Annotated in this window: 22 protein-coding genes; 8 read left to right on the top strand and 14 right to left on the bottom strand. The window is 66.6% G+C overall.

Annotation, left to right across the window (positions count from 1 at the left end; all coding sequences use genetic code 11):
- Positions 1-95: 95 nt before the first annotated feature.
- Together sugE and speD are read right to left on the bottom strand one after the other, a co-directional pair.
- Positions 96-416, bottom strand: coding sequence for a quaternary ammonium compound efflux SMR transporter SugE (gene sugE, locus ACVOK1_RS05735; protein WP_108770243.1), 321 nt, complete (start codon positions 414-416; stop codon positions 96-98).
- A gap of 167 nt (positions 417-583) precedes the next feature.
- Complete coding sequence (speD, locus tag ACVOK1_RS05730) at positions 584-1378, bottom strand: adenosylmethionine decarboxylase (protein ID WP_006473908.1); 795 nt, start codon at positions 1376-1378, stop codon at positions 584-586.
- A 149-nt stretch (positions 1379-1527) separates the two neighbouring features.
- Here speD and crp point away from each other — a divergent pair, with 149 nt between their 5' ends.
- Together crp and ACVOK1_RS05720 are read left to right on the top strand one after the other, a co-directional pair.
- Complete coding sequence (gene crp / locus ACVOK1_RS05725) at positions 1528-2217, top strand: cAMP-activated global transcriptional regulator CRP (protein WP_079225401.1); 690 nt, start codon at positions 1528-1530, stop codon at positions 2215-2217.
- Between the two features lie 94 nt (positions 2218-2311).
- Positions 2312-3073, top strand: a complete 762-nt coding sequence (locus ACVOK1_RS05720) for a sulfite exporter TauE/SafE family protein (protein WP_481561392.1) — start codon at positions 2312-2314, stop codon at positions 3071-3073.
- 105 nt (positions 3074-3178) lie between these two features.
- On the opposite strand, the gene ACVOK1_RS05715 is transcribed toward ACVOK1_RS05720, so the two are convergent.
- The 7 genes from ACVOK1_RS05715 to ACVOK1_RS05685 form a co-directional block, all read right to left on the bottom strand.
- A complete protein-coding gene (locus tag ACVOK1_RS05715) occupies positions 3179-3895 on the bottom strand; it encodes a haloacid dehalogenase-like hydrolase (protein ID WP_200752377.1) in 717 nt (238 codons plus the stop codon).
- Positions 3892-4686: an indole-3-glycerol phosphate synthase TrpC gene (trpC, locus tag ACVOK1_RS05710; RefSeq protein ID WP_108747535.1), complete on the bottom strand. Its 795-nt coding sequence runs from the start codon at positions 4684-4686 to the stop codon at positions 3892-3894. The genes ACVOK1_RS05715 and trpC overlap by 4 nt, the downstream gene beginning before the upstream one ends.
- Positions 4687-4760: 74 nt before the next feature.
- Entirely contained in the window at positions 4761-5792 is a 1032-nt protein-coding gene (gene trpD, locus ACVOK1_RS05705) for an anthranilate phosphoribosyltransferase (RefSeq protein WP_200752376.1), read from the bottom strand.
- 16 nt (positions 5793-5808) lie between these two features.
- Positions 5809-6396: an anthranilate synthase component II gene (locus ACVOK1_RS05700; protein ID WP_049448425.1), complete on the bottom strand. Its 588-nt coding sequence runs from the start codon at positions 6394-6396 to the stop codon at positions 5809-5811.
- A gap of 2 nt (positions 6397-6398) precedes the next feature.
- Positions 6399-7172 (bottom strand): SIMPL domain-containing protein, encoded by a 774-nt coding sequence (locus ACVOK1_RS05695; protein ID WP_406234295.1) that lies wholly within the window; start codon positions 7170-7172, stop codon positions 6399-6401.
- Between the two features lie 67 nt (positions 7173-7239).
- Positions 7240-8715, bottom strand: coding sequence for an anthranilate synthase component I (trpE, locus tag ACVOK1_RS05690; protein ID WP_079223899.1), 1476 nt, complete (start codon positions 8713-8715; stop codon positions 7240-7242).
- A 158-nt stretch (positions 8716-8873) separates the two neighbouring features.
- Entirely contained in the window at positions 8874-11255 is a 2382-nt protein-coding gene (locus tag ACVOK1_RS05685; protein ID WP_481561391.1) for a Tle-like phospholipase domain-containing protein, read from the bottom strand.
- Between the two features lie 125 nt (positions 11256-11380).
- Between ACVOK1_RS05685 and ACVOK1_RS05680 the strand changes: the two genes are divergently transcribed.
- Complete coding sequence (locus ACVOK1_RS05680; RefSeq protein WP_481561390.1) at positions 11381-12220, top strand: ankyrin repeat domain-containing protein; 840 nt, start codon at positions 11381-11383, stop codon at positions 12218-12220.
- A 13-nt stretch (positions 12221-12233) separates the two neighbouring features.
- Here ACVOK1_RS05680 and ACVOK1_RS05675 read toward each other — a convergent pair whose 3' ends face one another.
- Positions 12234-13364 (bottom strand): helix-turn-helix transcriptional regulator, encoded by a 1131-nt coding sequence (locus ACVOK1_RS05675; RefSeq protein WP_481561389.1) that lies wholly within the window; start codon positions 13362-13364, stop codon positions 12234-12236.
- A 249-nt stretch (positions 13365-13613) separates the two neighbouring features.
- Between ACVOK1_RS05675 and ACVOK1_RS05670 the strand changes: the two genes are divergently transcribed.
- From ACVOK1_RS05670 to ACVOK1_RS05660, 3 genes are read left to right on the top strand one after another with little or no spacing between them, the layout of a single operon-like run.
- Entirely contained in the window at positions 13614-14291 is a 678-nt protein-coding gene (locus tag ACVOK1_RS05670) for a hypothetical protein (protein ID WP_481561388.1), read from the top strand.
- 29 nt (positions 14292-14320) lie between these two features.
- The gene (locus tag ACVOK1_RS05665; RefSeq protein ID WP_481561387.1) at positions 14321-14662 is read left to right on the top strand and encodes a hypothetical protein; all 342 of its coding nucleotides are present in this window, start codon (positions 14321-14323) and stop codon (positions 14660-14662) included.
- 24 nt (positions 14663-14686) lie between these two features.
- The gene (locus ACVOK1_RS05660) at positions 14687-15382 is read left to right on the top strand and encodes a hypothetical protein (RefSeq protein WP_481561386.1); all 696 of its coding nucleotides are present in this window, start codon (positions 14687-14689) and stop codon (positions 15380-15382) included.
- Between the two features lie 9 nt (positions 15383-15391).
- On the opposite strand, the gene yegS is transcribed toward ACVOK1_RS05660, so the two are convergent.
- From yegS to ACVOK1_RS05640, 4 genes are all read right to left on the bottom strand, one after another.
- Positions 15392-16318 (bottom strand): lipid kinase YegS, encoded by a 927-nt coding sequence (yegS, locus tag ACVOK1_RS05655; protein WP_481561385.1) that lies wholly within the window; start codon positions 16316-16318, stop codon positions 15392-15394.
- Between the two features lie 234 nt (positions 16319-16552).
- On the bottom strand, positions 16553-17035 hold the full coding sequence (locus tag ACVOK1_RS05650; RefSeq protein WP_409460572.1) for a GNAT family N-acetyltransferase: 483 nt from the start codon (positions 17033-17035) through the stop codon (positions 16553-16555).
- 58 nt (positions 17036-17093) lie between these two features.
- The gene (gene rpe, locus ACVOK1_RS05645) at positions 17094-17768 is read right to left on the bottom strand and encodes a ribulose-phosphate 3-epimerase (RefSeq protein WP_164073792.1); all 675 of its coding nucleotides are present in this window, start codon (positions 17766-17768) and stop codon (positions 17094-17096) included.
- Positions 17769-17798: 30 nt separating this feature from the next.
- Positions 17799-18128, bottom strand: a complete 330-nt coding sequence (locus ACVOK1_RS05640) for a J domain-containing protein (protein WP_079223907.1) — start codon at positions 18126-18128, stop codon at positions 17799-17801.
- A 141-nt stretch (positions 18129-18269) separates the two neighbouring features.
- On the opposite strand from ACVOK1_RS05640, the gene ACVOK1_RS05635 reads away from it, so the two are divergent.
- Positions 18270-19196, top strand: coding sequence for a phosphoribosylaminoimidazolesuccinocarboxamide synthase (locus ACVOK1_RS05635; RefSeq protein WP_049448436.1), 927 nt, complete (start codon positions 18270-18272; stop codon positions 19194-19196).
- Between the two features lie 163 nt (positions 19197-19359).
- Entirely contained in the window at positions 19360-19845 is a 486-nt protein-coding gene (locus tag ACVOK1_RS05630) for an Mpo1 family 2-hydroxy fatty acid dioxygenase (protein WP_481561383.1), read from the top strand.
- The last annotated feature ends 109 nt before the right edge of the window (positions 19846-19954 follow it).

Here is a 19954-nt window from a genome sequence, read left to right as displayed (position 1 = left end):
CCCCCGCCCCCCCCGGCGGCCCCCCCCGGGGGGCGCGCCCCGCGCCCCAGCCCCACCCCCCCCCCCCCCCCCCCCCCGCCCCCCCCCACTACCGGTTAATTGGGCGAGACCAGCTTCAGGCCGATCACGCCGGCCACGATCAGGCCCACGCAGGCCAGGCGCGCCGGCGAGGCGCTGTCGTTGAACAGGAAGATGCCCAGCACCGCCACGCCCATGGCGCCGATACCGGTCCAGATGGCGTAGGCCGTGCCGACCGGGATGGACTTCATCGCCTGGCTCATCAGGAACAGGCTGATCAGCGCCGCCACCACGGTGGCGACGGTGGGCAGCGGCTTGCTGAAGCCTTCGGAGTACTTCATTCCGAGCGCGAAGCCGATTTCGAACAGGCCGGCCAGCAGCAGGTAGATCCAGGGCATGAGTGGGGGCTCCTCACCTTGTTGAAGAAAAACAAAACGGCCCGGTGTTTTCACACCGGGCCGTGGGTCGGTACATCATCGTGGAACTGGAAACTGCGCAAAAAGCGCGTTCCACGGGGCGGGTCGTCCCGCCTGGGTGGCGATGCCGAGGGCATCGCACACGGGTCTTACTCGGACAGGTTGCGGCCGTGGAACAGCTCTTCGATCTCGCGCTTGAGCAGCGCTTCGATCTTCATGCGTTCCTTGAACGACAGGTTCTTGGCCTTTTCCTCGAACAGGTACTGGTCCAGGTCGAAGTCCTTCAGGTGCATCTTCGTGTGGAAGATGTTTTCCTGGTAGACATTGACGTCGAACATCTCGTAACGCGACTTGATGTTCTTGGCCAGGAAGTTCTGGATCGAGTTGATCTTGTGATCGATGTAGTGCTTCTTGCCCTTCACATCGCGGGTGAAGCCACGGACGCGGTAGTCCATGATCACGATGTCCGATTCCAGGCTCTCGATCAGGTAGTTCAGGGCCTTCAGCGGCGAAATGACGCCACAGGTGGCCACGTCGATGTCAGCGCGGAACGTCGCGATACCTTCCTGCGGATGGGTCTCCGGGTAGGTGTGGACAGTGATGTGGCTCTTGTCCATGTGCGCGACCACGGCATCGGAGATCAGCTCCTTGCCGGCCTGCTTCTTGTCGATCACCGGCTCTTCGGAGATCAGGATCGTCACCGAGGCACCCTGCGGATCGTAGTCCTGGCGGGCCACGTTCAGGATGTTCGCGCCGATGATCTCGGCGACATCGGTCAAGATTTGAGTCAGCCTGTCGGCGTTGTACTCTTCATCGATGTATTCAATGTAACGCTGACGCTCCTCTTCGGTGCGCGCGTAACACACGTCATAGATGTTGAAGCTCAGCGCCTTGGTGAGGTTGTTGAAACCCTGCAGCCTCAGGCGAGGCAACGGCTTGACCACGGCGGTCGATTCCTGTGTAAGAAGGGAAAGAGTGAATTATGGGGCAAAGTGTCCCCGGGGGGAACGTGAAGAGCTCACGACTCTGGCACACTATTTGCCCTTAACAGGAGCGCTGGTTAAGCTCCGCCATCGATCCTGTGAATCCGTTCATGCGCAGAGGGAGCGCCCCTATCGTGTCAACCGTGCGCCTAGCTAGCAGCCCATTGGCCTTGGACATCGCCACAATCGACCGCTTTCTGGCTCACAGCCACAGGCGGCGGTACCCCACCCGGACTGACGTCTTCCGCCCCGGAGACCCGGCGGGGACCCTGTATTACGTCATCAGCGGCTCGGTTTCGATCATGGCCGAGGAAGATGACGACCGCGAGCTGGTGCTGGGCTATTTCGGCGCAGGCGAGTTCGTCGGTGAGATGGGCCTGTTCGTGGAATCGGACCGCCGCGAGGTGATCCTGCGCACGCGCACCGCCTGTGAACTGGCTGAAATCAGCTACGAGCGCCTGCACCAGCTGTTCCTGGGCCCGCTCTCGGCCGACGCCCCGCGCCTGCTGTACGCGCTGGGCCAGCAGATCTCCAAGCGGCTGCTCGATACCAGCCGCAAGGCCAGCCGCCTGGCGTTCCTGGACGTGACCGACCGCATCGTGCGCACCCTGCACGATCTGGCCCAGGAGCCGGAATCGATGAGCCACCCGCAGGGCAGCCAGCTGCGCGTCTCGCGCCAGGAACTGGCGCGCCTGGTGGGCTGCTCGCGTGAAATGGCCGGCCGCGTGCTGAAGAAGCTGCAGACCGACGGCCTGCTGCATGCCCGCGGCAAGACCGTGGTGCTGTACGGCACCCGTTGATCGATGCGTGTCCGCCGGGCGTCGCCCGGCGGCTCCACGGACGTGCGACCTGCCATCGCACGCCCCGCACACGCGCATCCGCTAGGCTCGGTGCATGGAACTGAGCAGCGAATTCTGGTGGTTCATCCTCATCGGCCTCGGCGCACAGCTGGTCGACGGCGCGCTGGGCATGGCCTTCGGCCTGGTGTCCTCCTCAGTGATGCTGGCGATGGGCATCCCGCCGGCGCAGGCCAGTGCGGCCATCCACACCGCCGAAGTGTTCACCACCGGCGCCTCGGGCGTGTCGCATCTGGTCGCCGGCAATGTCGATAAACGCCTGTTCTTCCGCCTCGCCATTCCCGGCGCGGTGGGCGGTGCGGTGGGCGCCTACGGGCTGACCCAACTGCCGGGCGAAGTCATACGCCCGCTCATCTACCTCTACCTGCTGGTACTGGCCATCATCATCCTGGCCCGTGCGGCCGGCCGGCTGATGCCCAAGGGCGAGGTCAAGCGGGTGCCGGTGCTGGGCTTCGTGGCCGGCTTCCTCGACGCCAGCGGCGGCGGTGGCTGGGGCCCGGTGGCGACCTCCACCCTGCTCGCCCGGGGCGGCCAGGCACGCACCACCATCGGCACGGTGAACGCGTCCGAGTTCGTGGTCACGCTGACGGTGTCGGCCACCTTCCTGATGTCGATGGGCCTGCATCACCTGCAGATCGTGGCCGGCCTGCTGATCGGCGGCATGATGGCCGCGCCGGTGGCGGCGCTGCTGGTGAAGCGGCTGAAGGAGCGCTGGGTGCTGATCGCAGTGGGCGTGCTGGTGCTGGGCATCAGCCTGTTCCAGATCGGCCATGCGCTCACCGGGTACCTGGGGCGCTGAGCGCTTGCCGCGCGTGCGATGGGGTCAGAGCCCCTTCGGGGGTCCGACCCCTGATACGCCTTCTGATGGGGTCAGATCCCCAAAGGGGCTCTGACCCCGCCCGGACTAGGCCTTCTCGCCGCCGCGGTCCACGCAGCCCCAGTTGAGGATGCGGGTGCCGGCCGGCAGCACGCTGCGGAAGAACGCGACCTTGCCCGGCTTCGGGTTCACCACCACCGGGGCCTTGGCCGCCAGCAGCAGCGGCAGGTCGGCGGTGCTGTCGGAATAGGCGATGTCGATCTGCCCATAGCCGCGCTCGCGCAGCATGCGCATCTTTTCTTCGTTGTGGCAGTGCCGGGTCGGGCCGACCCCGCCCAGGCGCGGGCCGACCTCGGTGCCGATCACCGGCACGTCCTGGTGGGCCACGAAGCCAAGGATGGCGCGGGCCAGCTCCGGCGGTGCGCCGGTGGCGACCACCACGCGGTCGCCCTTGGCACGGTGCGCGGCGAACACCTCCAGCGCCTGCGGCAGCAGCTTGGCGCGCATCTGCGCCTCGTTGCGCAGCACGTAGGCGTCGATGACCTTGTTGAAGTCACGCGCCCGGTGCAGGCCGAAGCTGCCGATCCACACATAGACCGAAATGCCGGCGCGACGGGTCGGCAGCATCGCCACCATCGGCCCGGCGATCGGCGTCACCAGCAGCGCGGCCAGCATGCGCAGGGGATTGCGCTTGATCAGCGAGGCGAACAGGTGGGTGCCCGAATCGCCGTCGTAGAGGGTGTGGTCGAAGTCGAAGACCACCAGCGGCGCATCCTCGCGCGGCGTTGGATAGTGCGTTGTCATGCCGCGAAGAATAGCTGACGCAGACCCTCGCCCGGCTCTTCCACGCGCATGAAGGCCTCGCCGACCAGGAAGGCATGGATGCCGGCGTCGCGCATCAGGGCCACGTCCTGCGGGCCGAGGATGCCGCTCTCGGTCACCAGCAGGCGGTCGCGCGGCACCGCCTTCTGCATGTCCAGCGTGGTCTGCAGCGAGACCTCGAAGGTGCGCAGGTTGCGGTTGTTGATGCCGATCATCGGCGCCGGCACCTGCAGCGCGCGTTCCAGTTCGTCGATGTCATGCACTTCCACCAGCACGTCCATGCCCAGCGACAGGGCCAGTTCGGACAGGGTGGCCAGCTGGGTGTCGTCCAGCGCGGCGACGATCAGCAGGATGCAGTCGGCGCCCAGCACGCGCGCCTCATACACCTGGTAGGCGTCGATCACGAAGTCCTTGCGCAGCACCGGCAGCGTGCAGGCCTCGCGGGCCTGCTGCAGGTAGGCATCGGCGCCCTGGAAGAAATCGACGTCGGTCAGCACCGACAGGCAGCTGGCGCCACCGAACTCGTAGCTGACGGCGATGTCGGCCGGGCGGAAGTCCGGGCGGATGACGCCCTTGGACGGGCTGGCCTTCTTCACCTCGGCGATGACCGCCGGGTCGCCGTTGGCCACGGCCGCCTGCAGGGCGCGCACGAAGCCACGGACCGGCGGGGCACTGGCCAGGGCGGCCTGCAGCGCCTCCAGCGGGCGCTGGGCGCGGCGCTGGGCCACTTCTTCGGCCTTGCGGGCCAGGATCGTCTGCAGGATGTCGCTCATCGTCGTCGGTTCAATGCGGGGGCGGTGAGGACGGCCATTATCGGCCATCGGGTGGGTCAGGCTGAACCGCGCGCTCAGGCAACCAGCGCGCGGGTGGTATCAACGTACTGCTGCAGGCGCTGGCGGGCGCTGCCGTTGGCGATGGCGGCGCGGGCGCGGGCCAGGCCGTCGCCGATGTCGCTGGCCACGCCGGCCACGTACAGGGCCGCACCGGCGTTCAGGGCGACGATGTCCAGCGCCGGGCCCGGGGTGTTGTCCAGCACCGCGCGCAGCATCTGGATGGACTGCTCCGGGCTGTCCACGCGCAGGTTGCGGCTGGCCGACATGGCGATGCCGAAGTCTTCCGGATGGATCTCGTACTCGCGCACCTTGCCGTCGCGCAGCTCGCCCACCAGGGTGCCGGCGCCCAGCGAGATCTCATCCATGTTGTCGCGGCCCCAGACCACCATCGCGCGTTCGGTGCCCAGTTCGCGCAGCACGCGCGCCTGGATGCCCACCAGATCGGGGTGGAACACGCCCATCAGCACCGACGGTGCGCTGGCCGGGTTGGTCAGCGGGCCAAGGATGTTGAAGATGGTGCGCACGCCCATCTCGCGGCGGACCGGCGCGACGACCTTCATCGAGGGATGGTGGATCGGCGCGAACATGAAGCCGATGCCGGTCTGCTCGATCGCGGCTGCCACCTGTGCCGGCTGCAGCTCGATGGCCGCGCCCAGCGCTTCCACTGCATCGGCGCTGCCGGACTTGGACGACACGCTGCGGTTGCCATGCTTGGCCACGCGCGCACCGGCGGCGGCGGCGACGAACATCGCGCAGGTGGAAATGTTGAAGGTGTGCGAGCCATCGCCACCGGTGCCGACGATGTCGACCAGGTGGGTGGTATCGGCCACCGGCACCGCCAGCGCGAATTCGCGCATGACCGTGGCCGCCGCAGCGATCTCGTCGATGGTTTCCTTCTTCACCCGCAGGCCGGTGAGGATGGCGGCGGTCATCATCGGCGAGACGTCGCCGCGCATGATCTGCCGCATCAGGTCGACCATTTCGTCGAAGAAGATTTCGCGGTGTTCGATGGTGCGTTGCAGGGCTTCCTGGGGGGAGAAGCTCATGGGAATGCTCCTTGGATCAGGCCGCCGGGCGCTGCAGGAAATTGCGCAGCAGGGCGTGGCCGTGTTCGGTGAGGATGGATTCGGGGTGGAACTGCACGCCTTCCACCGGGAACTGGCGATGGCGCAGGCCCATGATTTCTTCGATCGAGCCGTCCTCGTTCTCGGTCCAGGCGGTCACTTCCAGCGCGTCGGGCAGGCTGTGCTTGTCCACCACCAGCGAGTGGTAGCGGGTGGCCTGGTAACGGTCCGGCAGGCCGGCGAACACGCCCTTGCCTTCATGGCGGATGGGCGAGGTCTTGCCGTGCATGATGTTGCCGGCGCGGATGACCGTGCCGCCGTAGACCTGGCCGATGCCCTGGTGGCCCAGGCAGACGCCGAGGATGGGCGTGGTCGGGCCGAGGCGCTGGATCAGCTCCAGCGACACGCCCGCTTCGTTGGGCGTGCACGGGCCGGGCGAGATGACGATGCGCTCGGGTTTCTGCGCGGCGATCTCGTCCACGCTCATCGCATCGTTGCGCACCACCTTGACCTCGGCGCCCAGCGTCTGCAGGTACTGCACGAGGTTGTAGGTGAAGCTGTCGTAGTTGTCGATCATCCACAACATGGTCAGGTTCCGTCGCTTATCAGGAAAATGGCGTACACGTTTTCGGTGTAGGTGATGGGGCCGGCTTCGACCGACTCGATGGACCGTGGTGCAGGGACGCCCTCCACGGGTGCCTGCGGGGACGGCGGGGCAGGCGCCACGACCGAGGCATCACCGTCGGGCCAGCTGCCTGCCTGCACGCCGTAGGCGAAGTTCGGCGCGACGTCGGAGATGCTGTAAAGACCGGTGATGCGCGTGCCGTAGGCGCTCGCCAGATTGCGCGCGGACTCCCGCGTCTGCGCGGCAGCTTCGCCCTTCAACTGTGCGCGCAGGGCGCGTTCGTCCGCATAGCCAGGCCGCATGCCACTGATCTGCAGTTCATCGCTCGCATTGACAGCGCGCAGGAAGCCCTGCAGGTCCGCCGTACTGGCAAAACTGCCCTTCACCTGGCGGCTGACCTGGGTCCCCACGTACTCCTGCTTGCCACCCGCATAGCGGTGCTCCGGCCGGATCGCCAGGTTGTCGGCCCGTACGCTGCCGGACACCGCATGATTTCCCTTGAATGCAGCCAGCACGGCTTGCACGTTGTTCTGGACGCGGGCGCGGGCACTCTCGACCTGGGCGTCGGTGGACTTCACCAGCAGATCGACCGAGAAGCGGTCCGGCATCACCGTGCGGGTGCCCTGCCCCTTCACCAGCAGATGCGGCTGCGAGGGAAGGGTGTTGGCCTGCGCCCATGCAGACGGGGCCATCGTGGCCAGCAGCGACGACCACAGCAATGCGCTCAGCAGCTTCATGCGGTACTCCTTGTCTTGAACGGGAACAGCGGAAGGTGCCGCGGCGCGGGCCACGGCACGGGAAGGCTTACAGGCCCTTGGCGGCCTGGGCAACGGCACGGAACAGCGCGCGGCCCTTGTTCATCGTCTCGTCCCATTCCTTGTCCGGGTCCGAGTCGTAGACGATGCCGGCGCCGGCCTGCACGTACAGGCGGCCATCCTTGATGACGGCGGTGCGGATGGCGATGGCGGTATCGGCATCGCCGTGCCAGCCGATGTAGCCGATGCTGCCGGCGTAGACATTCCGCTTGATCGGCTCCAGCTCGCGGATCACTTCCAGCGCGCGGATCTTCGGCGCACCGCTGACCGTACCGGCCGGGAACGTGGCGCGCAGGACGTCGGCGTAGCTCAGGCCCGGTTGCAGCTGCCCGGTCACTTCGCTGACGATGTGCATGACGTGGCTGTAGCGCTCGATCACGAACTGCTCGCCCACTTCCACGGTGCCGGCCTTGGACACGCGGCCGGCATCGTTGCGGCCGAGGTCGATCAGCATCAGGTGCTCGGCGCGTTCCTTGGGGTCGGCCAGCAGCTCGGCTTCCAGCGCCTGGTCAAGCTCCGGCGTAGCGCCACGCGGGCGGGTGCCGGCGATCGGACGCACGGTCACTTCACCATCCTGCAGGCGCACCAGGATTTCCGGCGACGAACCGACCACCTGCAGGTCGCCGACATCGAGGAAATACATGTACGGCGACGGGTTCAGTGCACGCAGCGCGCGGTACACATCCACCGGGCGCGCCTTGAACGGCACGCTCAGGCGCTGGCTCAGCACCACCTGGAAGATGTCGCCGGCGCGGATGTATTCCTTGCTGCGCTGGACCGCATCGACGAAACCTTCGCGGGTGAAGCCGGAGATGAAATCGGATTCGTCCAGCACGTCGCTGGTCAGCGGCGCGGGATAGCCCGCACCCGGCGCACGCAGCTTGGCGGTCAGGGCATCCAGGCGGGCCTGGGCCTGGTCGAACGCACCCTCGACCCGCGGGTCGGCATGCACGATCAGGTACAGGCGACCCTTGAGGTTGTCGAACACCGCCAGTTCGTTGGAATCCAGCAGCAGGATGTCCGGCGTGCCCAGCTCGTCGCGGCCGGCCGGCGGAGCCAGGCGCGGTTCGATGTAGCCGATGCACTCGAAGCCGAACCAGCCGACCAGGCCACCGGTGAAGCCTGGCAGGCCGTCCAGCTTCGGCACCGAGTGGGCGCTGCGCAGCGCCTCGACCTCGGCGAAGGGATCGGCCACTTCGCGGGTTTCCACCACCTGGCCGTCTTCACGCACGGTCAGGGTGTGGCCGTGGAAGGCGTACACGCGACGTGCCGGCAGGCCGATGATCGAGTAACGACCAAAGCGCTCGCCGCCTTCGACGGATTCAAACAGGTAGGTATTGGGGCCGTCGGCGAGCTTCAGATAGACCGAAAGCGGCGTGTCCAGGTCGGACAGCACTTCACGGACGACGGGGATATGGGTGTGGCCTTCAGCGGCCTGCTGCTGAAACTGAGCGAGCGAATTCAAGACGACTTTCCTTCCGGGACACAGCGTTATGGGGGCGGACGACGGCAACGGGCCACCATCGCCACCAACGGCGTGCGGAAGAAAGGGTATGCGGGGTCGTCAGGCTGGACACCCAATGACTGTAACGCAGCTTCGCCGGGAGGGAAACCCCGCCCTCGCTACCCCATGCGTCGCGCCTGCTCCTGCGACTCCTGCACCTGCTGCTGGGCCAACCCGGCGTCCAGGGCGGCGGCGCGGCCGGCGTTGAGGGCGTCGACCTGGGCGGTGCTCACGGCCAGCGGCTGGGCCATGCCCTGGGCCACCTCGACATGGGCATGGCGGCGCTGCGGGGCGTTGAGGTCGACGGTATCGACGGCAAAGGCGCGTGCGCGGTCGTCACTGAGGACCACGTGGGAGATGGTCTCCAGCCCTTCACGCTTGGCCTGGGCCGCCAGCGCGCCGGCCAGCTGGTCGCTCTGCAGGTCGGGCACCCGGTTGTGGGCGCGGTCCAGGGCATGGACGCCGGCTTGGGCGCCGAGGAACAGGGGGTTGCCGGCGTGGGCAGGATGATCGATGCCGATTGCCGGTTTCCCGGGCTCCGTGGTGCGGCCGGCCTGCCGGCCATCAGCGCCAGGCGCGATGCTCGGCTGCTGCTCGATCAGCGTGCGCGCGGCGGCTTCCTGCTTGATCAGCGCGGCGTCCAGGCTGGGAATGACGGTCGGGTCCATGCCATGGCGGGCCGTCGCCTCGCTGAAAGCCGCCCCGATGCCGCGAACCACGCGTGCGGACTGATCCAGGTTGTGCAGTCTTACGACGTCCTGCGGCAAATTGCCGCTGGGCAGGTGCGTCGCGGCCGCTGTCCCGATGCCCGCGGTTGCACCGCCCACGGTGGCCAGCGTGACCGGCGCCGTGGCCGTAATGCCTTTCACGTGGGACGCCATGAAGTCATAGCCGCGATCCACGTGCGCGCCCGCAGTGGCAAACCCGTTCTGCAGCTTGCCCGCCACCCATTGCCCATCGTGGTTGATGGCGGCGGCCACGCGCTCGCCCGTCGCGCGGACGCCCGCGGCGTCGGCATGGGCCTGTGTTTTCGCGTGCTGCGCATGTTGCTCACCCTGGTCGCGAACGGCCTCGGCCTGCCGGGTCAGCTTGTCGGCCACCTTGTCCATGCCGATGTGGCCAGCCACCCACGACAGTGCCGACAGGCCACCGGCACCGGCCTGCGAGTGCACCCGGTGTGCGGTGGCTTCGATGCTGCCGGTCAGTTCGCGCCCCGAAGCGATAACCGTGCTGGCCGCGCGCGTGCTCACCTGCAGATTGACCGAGCCCATGTTCACCACCTGACCGATGGCCATGCCTTCGGTTTTCAGCACGTGCTCGACGCCATCGCCGGTTCTGTCCAGTACATGGGCTACGGCGGCGCCTGCCTTCTCGACCTGCTCACCCGCCCGACGGCCGATGTGCATGCCGGCGGCTGTGGAATGCAGCACGGTGGATATCGGGCCGGCGAGCTCCGCCACCTGGCTGGGTGCCGCGGTATGCGGACGGTCAACCAGCACGCCCTGCGCATCGCGCGTCTTGGCCTCGAGCAGCAGCTCGAGGCGCCCTGCCGCAAGCGGAATATCGCGCAGCGCCTGCTGACCCGGTTGCGTCGCGAGCTGTTCGATGAACTGTGCTGCAGAGGTCTGCGCGCCCGGCGGCAGCATCTCGCGCAGCTGCTCGCCGACGACCTTCTGCATGACCGGGTCCTTCAGCACCATGCCCAGCTCGTTCGCCAGCAAGCCGTAGCCGCGGCGCTGCTGCTCGCTGAGCCGGTGCATGCCGTTCTGCACATCGTTCAGCACTTCACCGGTGGTCTGGTAGGTGTGCACCGTCTGTTGCGTATCGAAGGTCGGCAGGCCGTTGTCCTTGGCGTAGCGCGACGGGGTTGCCGGATGCAGGCCAGCGGCATTGAAGGTGGTGGCGCGTGCGCCGGTGACGGCGGAAGCTGCGGAGGCCATGCCGCCACCGAGAGAGTGGCCGGCTATTTCGAATCCGCCGGGGCGTTCCTGATTGACGATCGAGGCAAGACGCATGGCGCGATCGTAGTAATCGCTGCGCATGCCGATGCCCTGCTGGCCGTTGTTGAGGAAATCCTCACCACCGGATTCGCGTATTCCGTTGGGCGCCAGCGGGTCAAGAATCTCACCCATGGATCCCTTATAGACCACGACAGGTTTCGCATCATCACCGAAGACGCGCTTGTCGGGGATGTAGATCTCGGCGCGGAAACCCGACTCAGGCGGCTGCAGCATCTCCCGGATGGCGTCGTCCGTAAGATCGATCCCCGCTGCGCGCAATGCAGCCGGATCAGTGCTTGCACGGGTCCATCCCGCCGGTGGCTCACCGGAATGCCGGGCTGACTGGTACACGTCGGAGGCAAGCCCGGACATTTCCCGCGCGTGGTACGTCTCCTGCAGACGGTCGGCCTGCTTGTCGTTGCCACTTGCTCGCAGTTGGTCTACGAGTTCGCGCTCCTTCTGGACTGCGCGTACACGCGCCTCGATGTCGTGATCCGTCATGACACACTCCGTTCACACCGTGGGCAGAAACAACCCGACAGTTATCGATTATCAGATCCGTTTGCTAATGTCACGCATCAAGCGGCGCTTGCGGAGTTGACATGCCCATTCATGTTTTTGAAAGTATGAAGAAGATCTTCTTCGTATCAATGTGTGCTGCGCTGCTCATGGCAAGCGGATGCGCGGCCTCATCGAGCCACGGCGCCGAAAACTACTTCGACGGCAAGAGTCTTGAGCTCGCCATCGCCACCGAGAATGGTGATGCCGACGCAATTCGCCGCCTGGTCAAGGACGAAGGCGTCGATCCCGACAAGGCGTTCGCGCGCGACGCCGGAATTCCTCTTGTTGCCTGGCCACTCCGGGCGAAGAATCTCGATGGGTTGCGCGCCCTCTTGGAAAACGGCGCAGATCCGAATGCACGCGCATACAAGACCGTGGATGGACGCAGGCTTGGTTACAACAATGCGATGGTCTACGCGGCAAAGATGGACGACCCTCGCTTCCTGGAGCTGCTCCTGAAGCACGGCGGAGATCCAAATACACGAAACTCGGCAAACGAGACGCTACTCCTTCAGGCATTCCTCAGCGGGAATCAGTGGAAGAACATCCAGGTACTGATTGAGAACGGGGCCAACATCAATGAATCAAGTCTGGACCTGGGCGATGACACGGTATTGAGCTGGTACACCACGCGAGGCGGTTTCGACTACGCATACTGGCTGCTGGAACATGGTGCTGATCCCGCGATTGCAAGGCCGAAAGGGTCAAGCCAACCCGGTCGACAGAAGATGGTCGAGGACATCTACTGGGAGATCACCACGCCCGCCAACCTGCCCTGGCAGAAGAAGTGTCAGCAGTGGCTGGCTGACCGCAACATCCCTCGCCCGCCAATGCCCGAACACATCCGCAGGAAGCGCGAGGCCTTCAGGTTCCCGAGCAGGGAAGAAGATATTCCCCTGCTTTAACACCCTCCGGCATTCAGCGGCTCTGCCGGGCTGGCTCTGCGGCGAGCATCCCGCTGAGGGTATCCAGCATCCGGACCAGGTCCAGCTGACGGTGCAGGCAGGTTTTTTCGAAGATGCTCTGCAATCGGGTGCGTGCACTGCCCACGCCGATGCCGCAGGCGGCTGCGGCGGCCGCCAGGTCGCCACACTGATGCAGCGCCGCCGCCAGCGCCGATTCTGCCGGGGTCAGCCCGAACAGTTCGCGCAGGCTGTGCACCAGACCGCTGGAAGAGCGCCGCATCAGGGTGTTGACCGTCATGACAAAGCGCGCCGTGCCCGTGCCGGGTGAGTACAGGCCATAGGGACGCAGCGTGGCGAACCCGGCCAGAAGACCATCGGTACCGTGCAGGGCGACGATGTCCCCGCCTGGCTCACACGCAGGACTGCCACGCAGCGCCAATCGCTTCAGCATCGCATTCCAGCGCGCCCGTGACGCGGGGTGTACCGGCTCGACGGCAGCCTTGCGCCGCACCCGCAGGATGCTGGCCAGCAACAGGTGTTCGCCGCCGGCGTTGACCGAGAGCACGCGCAGGTCTTCATCAAGCAGCAACAGCGCCAGGGTACCCGCCTGCCGCCAGGCATCCTGCAGCGCCTGTCGAAGTTCAAAGGCATTGACGAAGTGCGGTGCGAGCGCCTCGCACAATGCGATCTCCTCGGCACTGAAATCGCCTCGTGCTTCGGTACCGACGAAGGTGAGCATGGTCACCCGGTCCGGCTTGCGCGATGCACACAAGGCCACCGACCGCAGGGTGTCGATCTGGCGCAGGAAATCCAGGTAGTAGCGGGTCGTGCGCATCTCCTCCAGCGAAGCCAGGCGGTCACTGACCATCACGGTGCCGGCCCGCATCGTCGGGGCGGCGCGGTTGAACCACAGATTGTCCACCGAGTAGAGCGTGTCCTCGTTGAAGCGCTCCACCGTGCGCGGATCGGCCATCGAACCGGCAGCGACGAGTGCGGTGTGCCTGCCGGCGTCAACATTGCGCAGCGTGACGCTGCCGGAGTGGCAGCCCACCGCGCGCCCGAGTCGTTCAACGAATGCCTGCATGCGCTCCGGCGAAGTGACCCCGGCGTACAGCTCTTCCATCAATCCATCTTTCACAAGCATCTCCCTGCTCGTTCGTCAAGTCATATCCATGACCTGCATCACTGCGCTGTCTTGCGCAGATTTGCCGTCACCCGATCACATGCCAAGGAAGCCATGCCTCGCCCCTCCCTCCCAACGCTCTGCACCGCCATTGCGGCCACCTTGCTGCTGGCCGCCTGTGGCGACAAGCAGAATAGCCCGGCAGCGGGCGCGCCCTCGTCTGCGGAGGCGGCGACCAGCACGGCGCCGGCCGACGCGAAGGATGCACCCGTGGCCCTGCCCCAGCCCGACCCGGGCAAGCCCCTGGCCGAGTACAACCCATTGGATAGCGGCCAGCAGCTGATGTTTCTTTACACCGCGCTGTCACCGCTGCCGCCGGACTTCGAGCAGATCGCCACTGCGGCCTCGCAGGAGTACCGCAACACCGCCGATACCTTCCGCCGCAAGGACCTGATGACGGCGCTGCAGCCGCAGCTGCAGCAGTCCATCGCCGCAGCCGCACGCTCGCCCTATTACCGGGTCGAGGGCGATGCCGACCTGAAGCCGTACGACTTCGAGCGCAAGGGCTTCCCGGTCGGCGTCTACAGCGGGAACCGCTTCCACTACTTCCACGACCTCCCCGCCTACAACTACACACTGACCAACGCCGTGCAGGTTGCGCTGGCACCGGTGGCCGATGAAGGCGCCGCGCGTGCGATCGAGGGACTGCGCAGCCACTGGAACACCCAGCCCCGGGTGCGCACCTACTTCTTCGCGCAGTCCGTGGACCTCAACCGCCATGAGGTGAATGCCGTGGTGACACGGGTGGAGCTCCTGGACCGCAGCGGCAAGGTGGTGGCCAGCTACGCGCCCGACACCCGCGTTGCCCTGCCGGCCGCGGAGCCCGCTGACGATGGCGACTGCGTGAACGACCCCGGCGCCTGCGCCCTGCGCGCTGCCGGCGGCTGACCCCTTCCTCCTCCTACGAGTCCCACAGCATGAACCCTGTTCCTGAAAACGAGGTGCAGCAGGCCCTGAACGAACGCCGCGTCCGCGATGAGGCCGCGCGTCGGTCCACGGATGGCGCAATGCGCACGGCGCGCACGCTCCGCTGGATCGGCTGGGCCTGCGCCCTGGTGCCGGTGATCGGCATCTTCGGTGTGATGTTCTTCGTCCTGGGCGCCTTCATCTGCTTCATGTATGCCCATTCGAAGGGCAATCCGGACGGCTTGAAGAATGCACTGCTGAGCCTGGCCAGCGCGGTGGTTGCCGGCCTGGTCTGGCTGCTGGTGAACCTGGTCGTTCTCGGCCTGTTCGGCGCTGTCTTGTCCACGCACTGACCCATCCATCCCTGGAGGTCCCTGATGAAACACATCCTGCTTCTGGCGGCAGCGCTCGGCGCCCCGGCGTTTGCACACGCCGAAACCAGCGACGCGCTGCGCCGCGAAAATACAGCATTGCGTGCGCAGCTGGAGGCGCTCTCGCAGCGCTGCCCGCCCACTGCCCCGCCACACCCTGGCAACGGATCGACCGAGCGCATCGGCGACATCGAGGCCGTCCTCGATTCAATCCGGGTCGGTCGTGACACCAGCGGGGCGAGGGCGGTCATTACGGTCACCATGACACTGCGCAACGTGTCGCCGCAGCCGATGAACCTCAACTACATCCTCGGCTCCATCGGCGTCACCGACAGCAACGGCAACCAGTACGCCCCGTGGTCCGGCGAAGGCCCGAGCACCATCAAGGGCATTCCGATTGCGGGCAACAACAGCAGCGTGCCCAGCTACATCCTGCAGCCAGGCAGGACCGGAACCGTCAGTTTCATCGTCTCCAGGCAGCTTCGCAACGGCCAGCCGACCGGTGACCGCTTCGATATCAACGCGAGTTTCGGCCAGTACCGGGGCGATGGCGGCGGCCGCAGGAGCCAGCTGCAGACGTTCCCCGTCGCTTTCAGGAACCAGCCGGCCATGGCCAGCGGATCAGCAATGAGCGGGGGCGCGCTGGGCGGCCCGCAGGTCGAGGAAGCAGCTGGACGCCTGCTCGACCGCCTGTTGAAGTAACTGCCCGGCCTAGCGGAGCAGTTCGCACCCGGCCGGCAGGTGCATGCGCACCCGGCCGGCCACGCAATCGATGCGGAAGCGCTGTGCCTGCACCGGCTCGCCATCCAGGTTCAACGTCAGTGCCTGAGGCGCGTCGATCTGCAGCCACGGCAGCTGCGCACGGGTCGCCACGCGCTCGAGTGCCGCGTCCTTGCCACCGGTCAGCATCTGGCCCAGGGTTGCGGCGACCTCGCCGTCCAGTTCGGGCACCACGGTGACGTCCAGCAGGCCGTCATCGATCAGCGCCTGCGGGCACAAATGTTGGCCACCGCCAGCCTGGCGGCCATTGCCGATACCCAGGGCGATGAAGCCGTCTTCCCACTCGAAATCCGGGCCGGTCAGGCGCGCGGAGATCGGCTCGATGCGGCCCAGCTTGGCGATGCCGGTGATGACATAGGCCAGCCCGCCCAGCATTTTCTTCAGGCCCGCATCGGTTTCCACGGTCACCTGGGTACCGAAGCCGCCGCTGGCGAGGTTGGCGCACCACCAGCGCTTGCCATCGGCGTCGACGCGCAGCAGATCGATGGGACGGGCCGGCGCCTGCGCGATCAGCGCGAACGCATCATCAGGATCATTGGGAATGCCGGCCGACGTGGCGAAATCGTTCGCCGTGCCCATCGGCACCAGTGCCAGCGACGGTAGCGTGTCGGCCGGTTCTTCGCGATGGGCCAGGGTCTCTGCCACCGCACTGAGCGTGCCATCGCCGCCCGCCGCCACGATCACGTCCACGCCATGGTCGATGGCTTCGGCCACGTAGCGCTCGGCGTCGCCCTCTTCCCAGGTCACCCGCACTTCCAGCTGCACGCCCTGCCCGCGCCAGTGGCCAACCGCATTGCGCAGGTCGTCATTGCCAGCGGATTTGCCGTTGAGTATCAGGCGCCAGCGCGGGGTGGTCATGCAGGTGCTTCCAGTGGGGGTGGCACAGGCTATCAACCGCGCGTTCGCGGCCGGTGAAAGGCAGCGCGAAAAGCATCCACGCGTGGCGTGGCTCTACTCAATGCGGTGTCATCCAGCTGTCATCGCGCACCCGGAGAATGGGAGGCCATAGCAGGGAAGACGGATGGAGGCAGGATCAGCCTCCCACGAATGCAGCAGGGCCGCGCCAGGGTTTGGCGCGGTCTTTTTTTTGCTTCAGCCGTTGGCGAAATCGTGCAGCGCCTGGCCCTGCAGCCGGTACACGGTCCACTCGTCCTGCGGCTTGGCGCCGGCGGCGGTGTAGAACTCGATGGCCGGGGTGTTCCAGTCCAGCACCGACCATTCGAAGCGACCGCAGCCCTCGGCCACGGCCTGGCGCGCGATGTACTTCAGCAGCGCCTTGCCGGCGCCGCCGCCGCGCTTTTCCTGGCTGACGTACAGGTCTTCCAGGTAGATGCCCTTGCGGCCCAGCCAGGTCGAGTAGTTGTAGAAATACACCGCATAGCCGATGGCCTCGCCGTCGGCTTCGCAGATCAGCGCGCGGGCGGTGGCATCGGCGCCGAACAGGCTCTCGGCAATGCCGATCTCATCGGTCTGCACCGAATGCTCGGCCTTCTCGTAGATGGCCAGCTCGCGGATGAAATGCAGGATCAGCCCAGCGTCGGCCACGGTGGCCGGGCGGATGTTCAACAGTGCCATGTGCGCAAAAGGGGACGGAGGGGATCAATCGAGCTTAATCCCCTCCGTCCCCATTTTGTCAGCGGGCGGCGGCGACGTTCGCGCGCATCTGCGCGATCACGTCCTGGTAGCTGGTCTTGGCGTTGAAGATGGCCGAGCCGGCCACGAAGGTGTCGGCGCCGGCGGCGGCGATCGCGCCGATGTTGTCGGCCTTCACGCCACCGTCGATCTCCAGGCGGATGTCCTTGCCGCTGGCATCGATCTTCTGGCGGACCACGCGCAGCTTGTCCAGCGCCGAGGGAATGAAGGCCTGGCCGCCGAAGCCCGGGTTCACCGACATCAGCAGCACCAGGTCCAGGTCATCCAGCACCCAGTCCAGGATGTCCACCGGGGTGGCCGGGTTCAGCACCAGGCCCGGCTTGCAGCCCAGCGAGCGGATCAGCTGGATCGTGCGGTGCGGGTGGCGGCTGGCCTCCGGGTGGAAGCTGATGTAGGTGGCACCGGCCTCGGCGAAGTCCGGGATGATGCGGTCCACCGGCTCGACCATCAGGTGCACGTCGATCGGCGCGGTGACGCCGTGCTTGCGCAGGGCCTGGCAGACCATCGGGCCGATGGTCAGGTTGGGCACGTAATGGTTGTCCATCACGTCGAAGTGGACCCAGTCCGCACCGGCGGCCAGGACGTTGTCCACTTCCTCGCCCAGGCGGGCGAAATCGGCGGACAGGATGGACGGGGCGATGAGGCAGTTGGACATGGCCGGGGCCTTGGAGACGAGGGAAAGGGGTCAGCGCTTGCGCAGCGTCTTGATGCGGTCGTAGGCGGCGTTGATCCGCCGCGACTTCTGCTCGGCCTGCTGCTGCAGCTCGGGGGCCGCGCCGCCGAGCTTGTCGGGGTGGTACTGGGAAATGAGCTTGCGGTAGGCCCGCTCGACCTCGGCATCGGTGGCCTCGGAGGTCAGCCCCAGCTCCCGGTACGGGTTTTCCTTGTTCAGGCGGAACCAGTCCGAGTCGAAGGCATGGCCGAGCAGCAGGCCGATGACCGCCCCGAACAGCGGATTGGGCCGGAACAGCAGGGCCCCGGCGATGAAACCGAGCAGTTTTCCGTACCAGCGCATGGCGCCCCAGGGTCGACCGGCGAAATGGATGCTCATTTTACGTCACAGCGGGCCCGGACCGCTTTACACTAGGCCGCCCGCTGGTCAGCGGGCCCGCCGGGTCCGTTGGGCAGCCGTATCGACAACGCCCCAGGAGTGCCCGTGCCAACCACGCTGTTGCAATCCGATCTCCCCGGCCTGCCCTTGCGCCATCGCGGCAAGGTGCGTGATGTGTTCGATATCCCGCGCGAGCGGCTGCCTGCAGGGACCCCGCCGGGCGACTACCTGCTCATGGTGGCCACCGATCGCCTGTCGGCGTTCGACGTGGTCCTGCCCGACCCGATCCCGGGCAAGGGCGAGATGCTCTGCCAGGTGTCCAACTTCTGGTTCGCCAAGACCGCCCACCTGATGCCCAACCACCTGACCGGCATCGACGTGGCCAGCGTGCTGCCCGAGGGCGTGGACCCGGCCCTGTACGCCAAGCGCGCGGTGGTCACCCGCAAGCTGAAGCCGGTGCCGGTGGAAGCGATCGCCCGCGGCTACCTGATCGGCAGCGGCTGGAAGGACTACCAGCGCACCGGCAAGGTCAGCGGCATCGACCTGCCCGACGGCCTGCGCCAGGCCGAGCAGCTGCCCGAGCCGATCTTCACCCCGTCCACCAAGGCCGCCGTCGGCGACCATGACGAGAACATCGATTTCGACGCGATGGTCAAGCAGGTGGGCGCGGACCTGGCCGAGCGCGTGCGTGATGCCACCCTGCGCATCTACAAGTTCGCGGCGGACTACGCCCGCGAGCGCGGCATCATCCTGGCCGATACCAAGTTCGAGTTCGGTACCGATGCCGATGGCCGCCTGTACATCATGGACGAGATGCTGACGCCGGATTCCTCGCGTTACTGGCCGGCCGACGAGTACGAGGTGGGCACCAGCCCGCCGAGCTACGACAAGCAGTTCGTGCGTGACTACCTGGAGACGCTGGACTGGGGCAAGACCGCCCCGGGCCCGAACATCCCGGCGGAAATCATCGAGCGCACCCGCGCCAAGTACGCCGAGGCGCTGCAGCGCCTGGCCGGGATCAGCGTCGACTGATTGCCCCAGCGCCCCCGGCCGGAAGGTCGGGGGCGTTCTGCTTGGGACGACCCATTCGCCCGGATCCGCTGAACCCCGCGCTGCGCGCGATGGTCGACCAACGGTCGACCCTACCCTGCGGACGCCCCCGCACCGTCCGGCCCGGCCGGAGTATGCTGGCAGCATGCAGACCACCACCCAGCTTGCGCGGCCGATCGACCGCTACTTCGCCAGCTATTCAGACGACCACCGCAACGTCATCAACCAGCGCATCCACGTGGTGGCGGTGCCGGCGATCCTGTGGTCGGTGGTGGCCCTGCTGTGGTGCGTGCCGCCGCTGATCACCTGGTTCCAGTACGGCATCTGGTCGGCCTTTGCGATGTTCAGCGCCTGGTGCTTCTACAACAAGCTGTCGCGCCCGCTGGGCATCGGCATGCTCATCCAGTTCTTCGTGTTCGGCTGCCTGTGCCGGCTGCTGGAGGCCGAAATCGGCCTGCACGACCTGCGCTGGCTGGCGGTGGGCGTGTTCGTGGTGGCCTGGGTGGCGCAGTTCATCGGCCACAAGTTCGAAGGCCGCAAGCCCAGCTTCCTGACCGACCTGACCTACCTGCTGATCGGCCCGGCCTGGGTGATGGCCAAGGCCTACCGCAAGCTCGACTGGCGCTACTGACCCTCCTCTGAGCGTCATCGCCCGTCGTTTCCTGAACGGGCACGGCCCGTCACCCCTGCTGCACGAACGACCTGCCAGCCTGCGTTGCGCGTGCGGCATACCTGCGCCT

The organism is Stenotrophomonas sp. STEN087 (genome assembly GCF_056759115.1).
The sequence above is the reverse complement of the archived record's forward strand: the minus strand, read 5'-3'. Positions and strand labels throughout refer to the sequence as shown.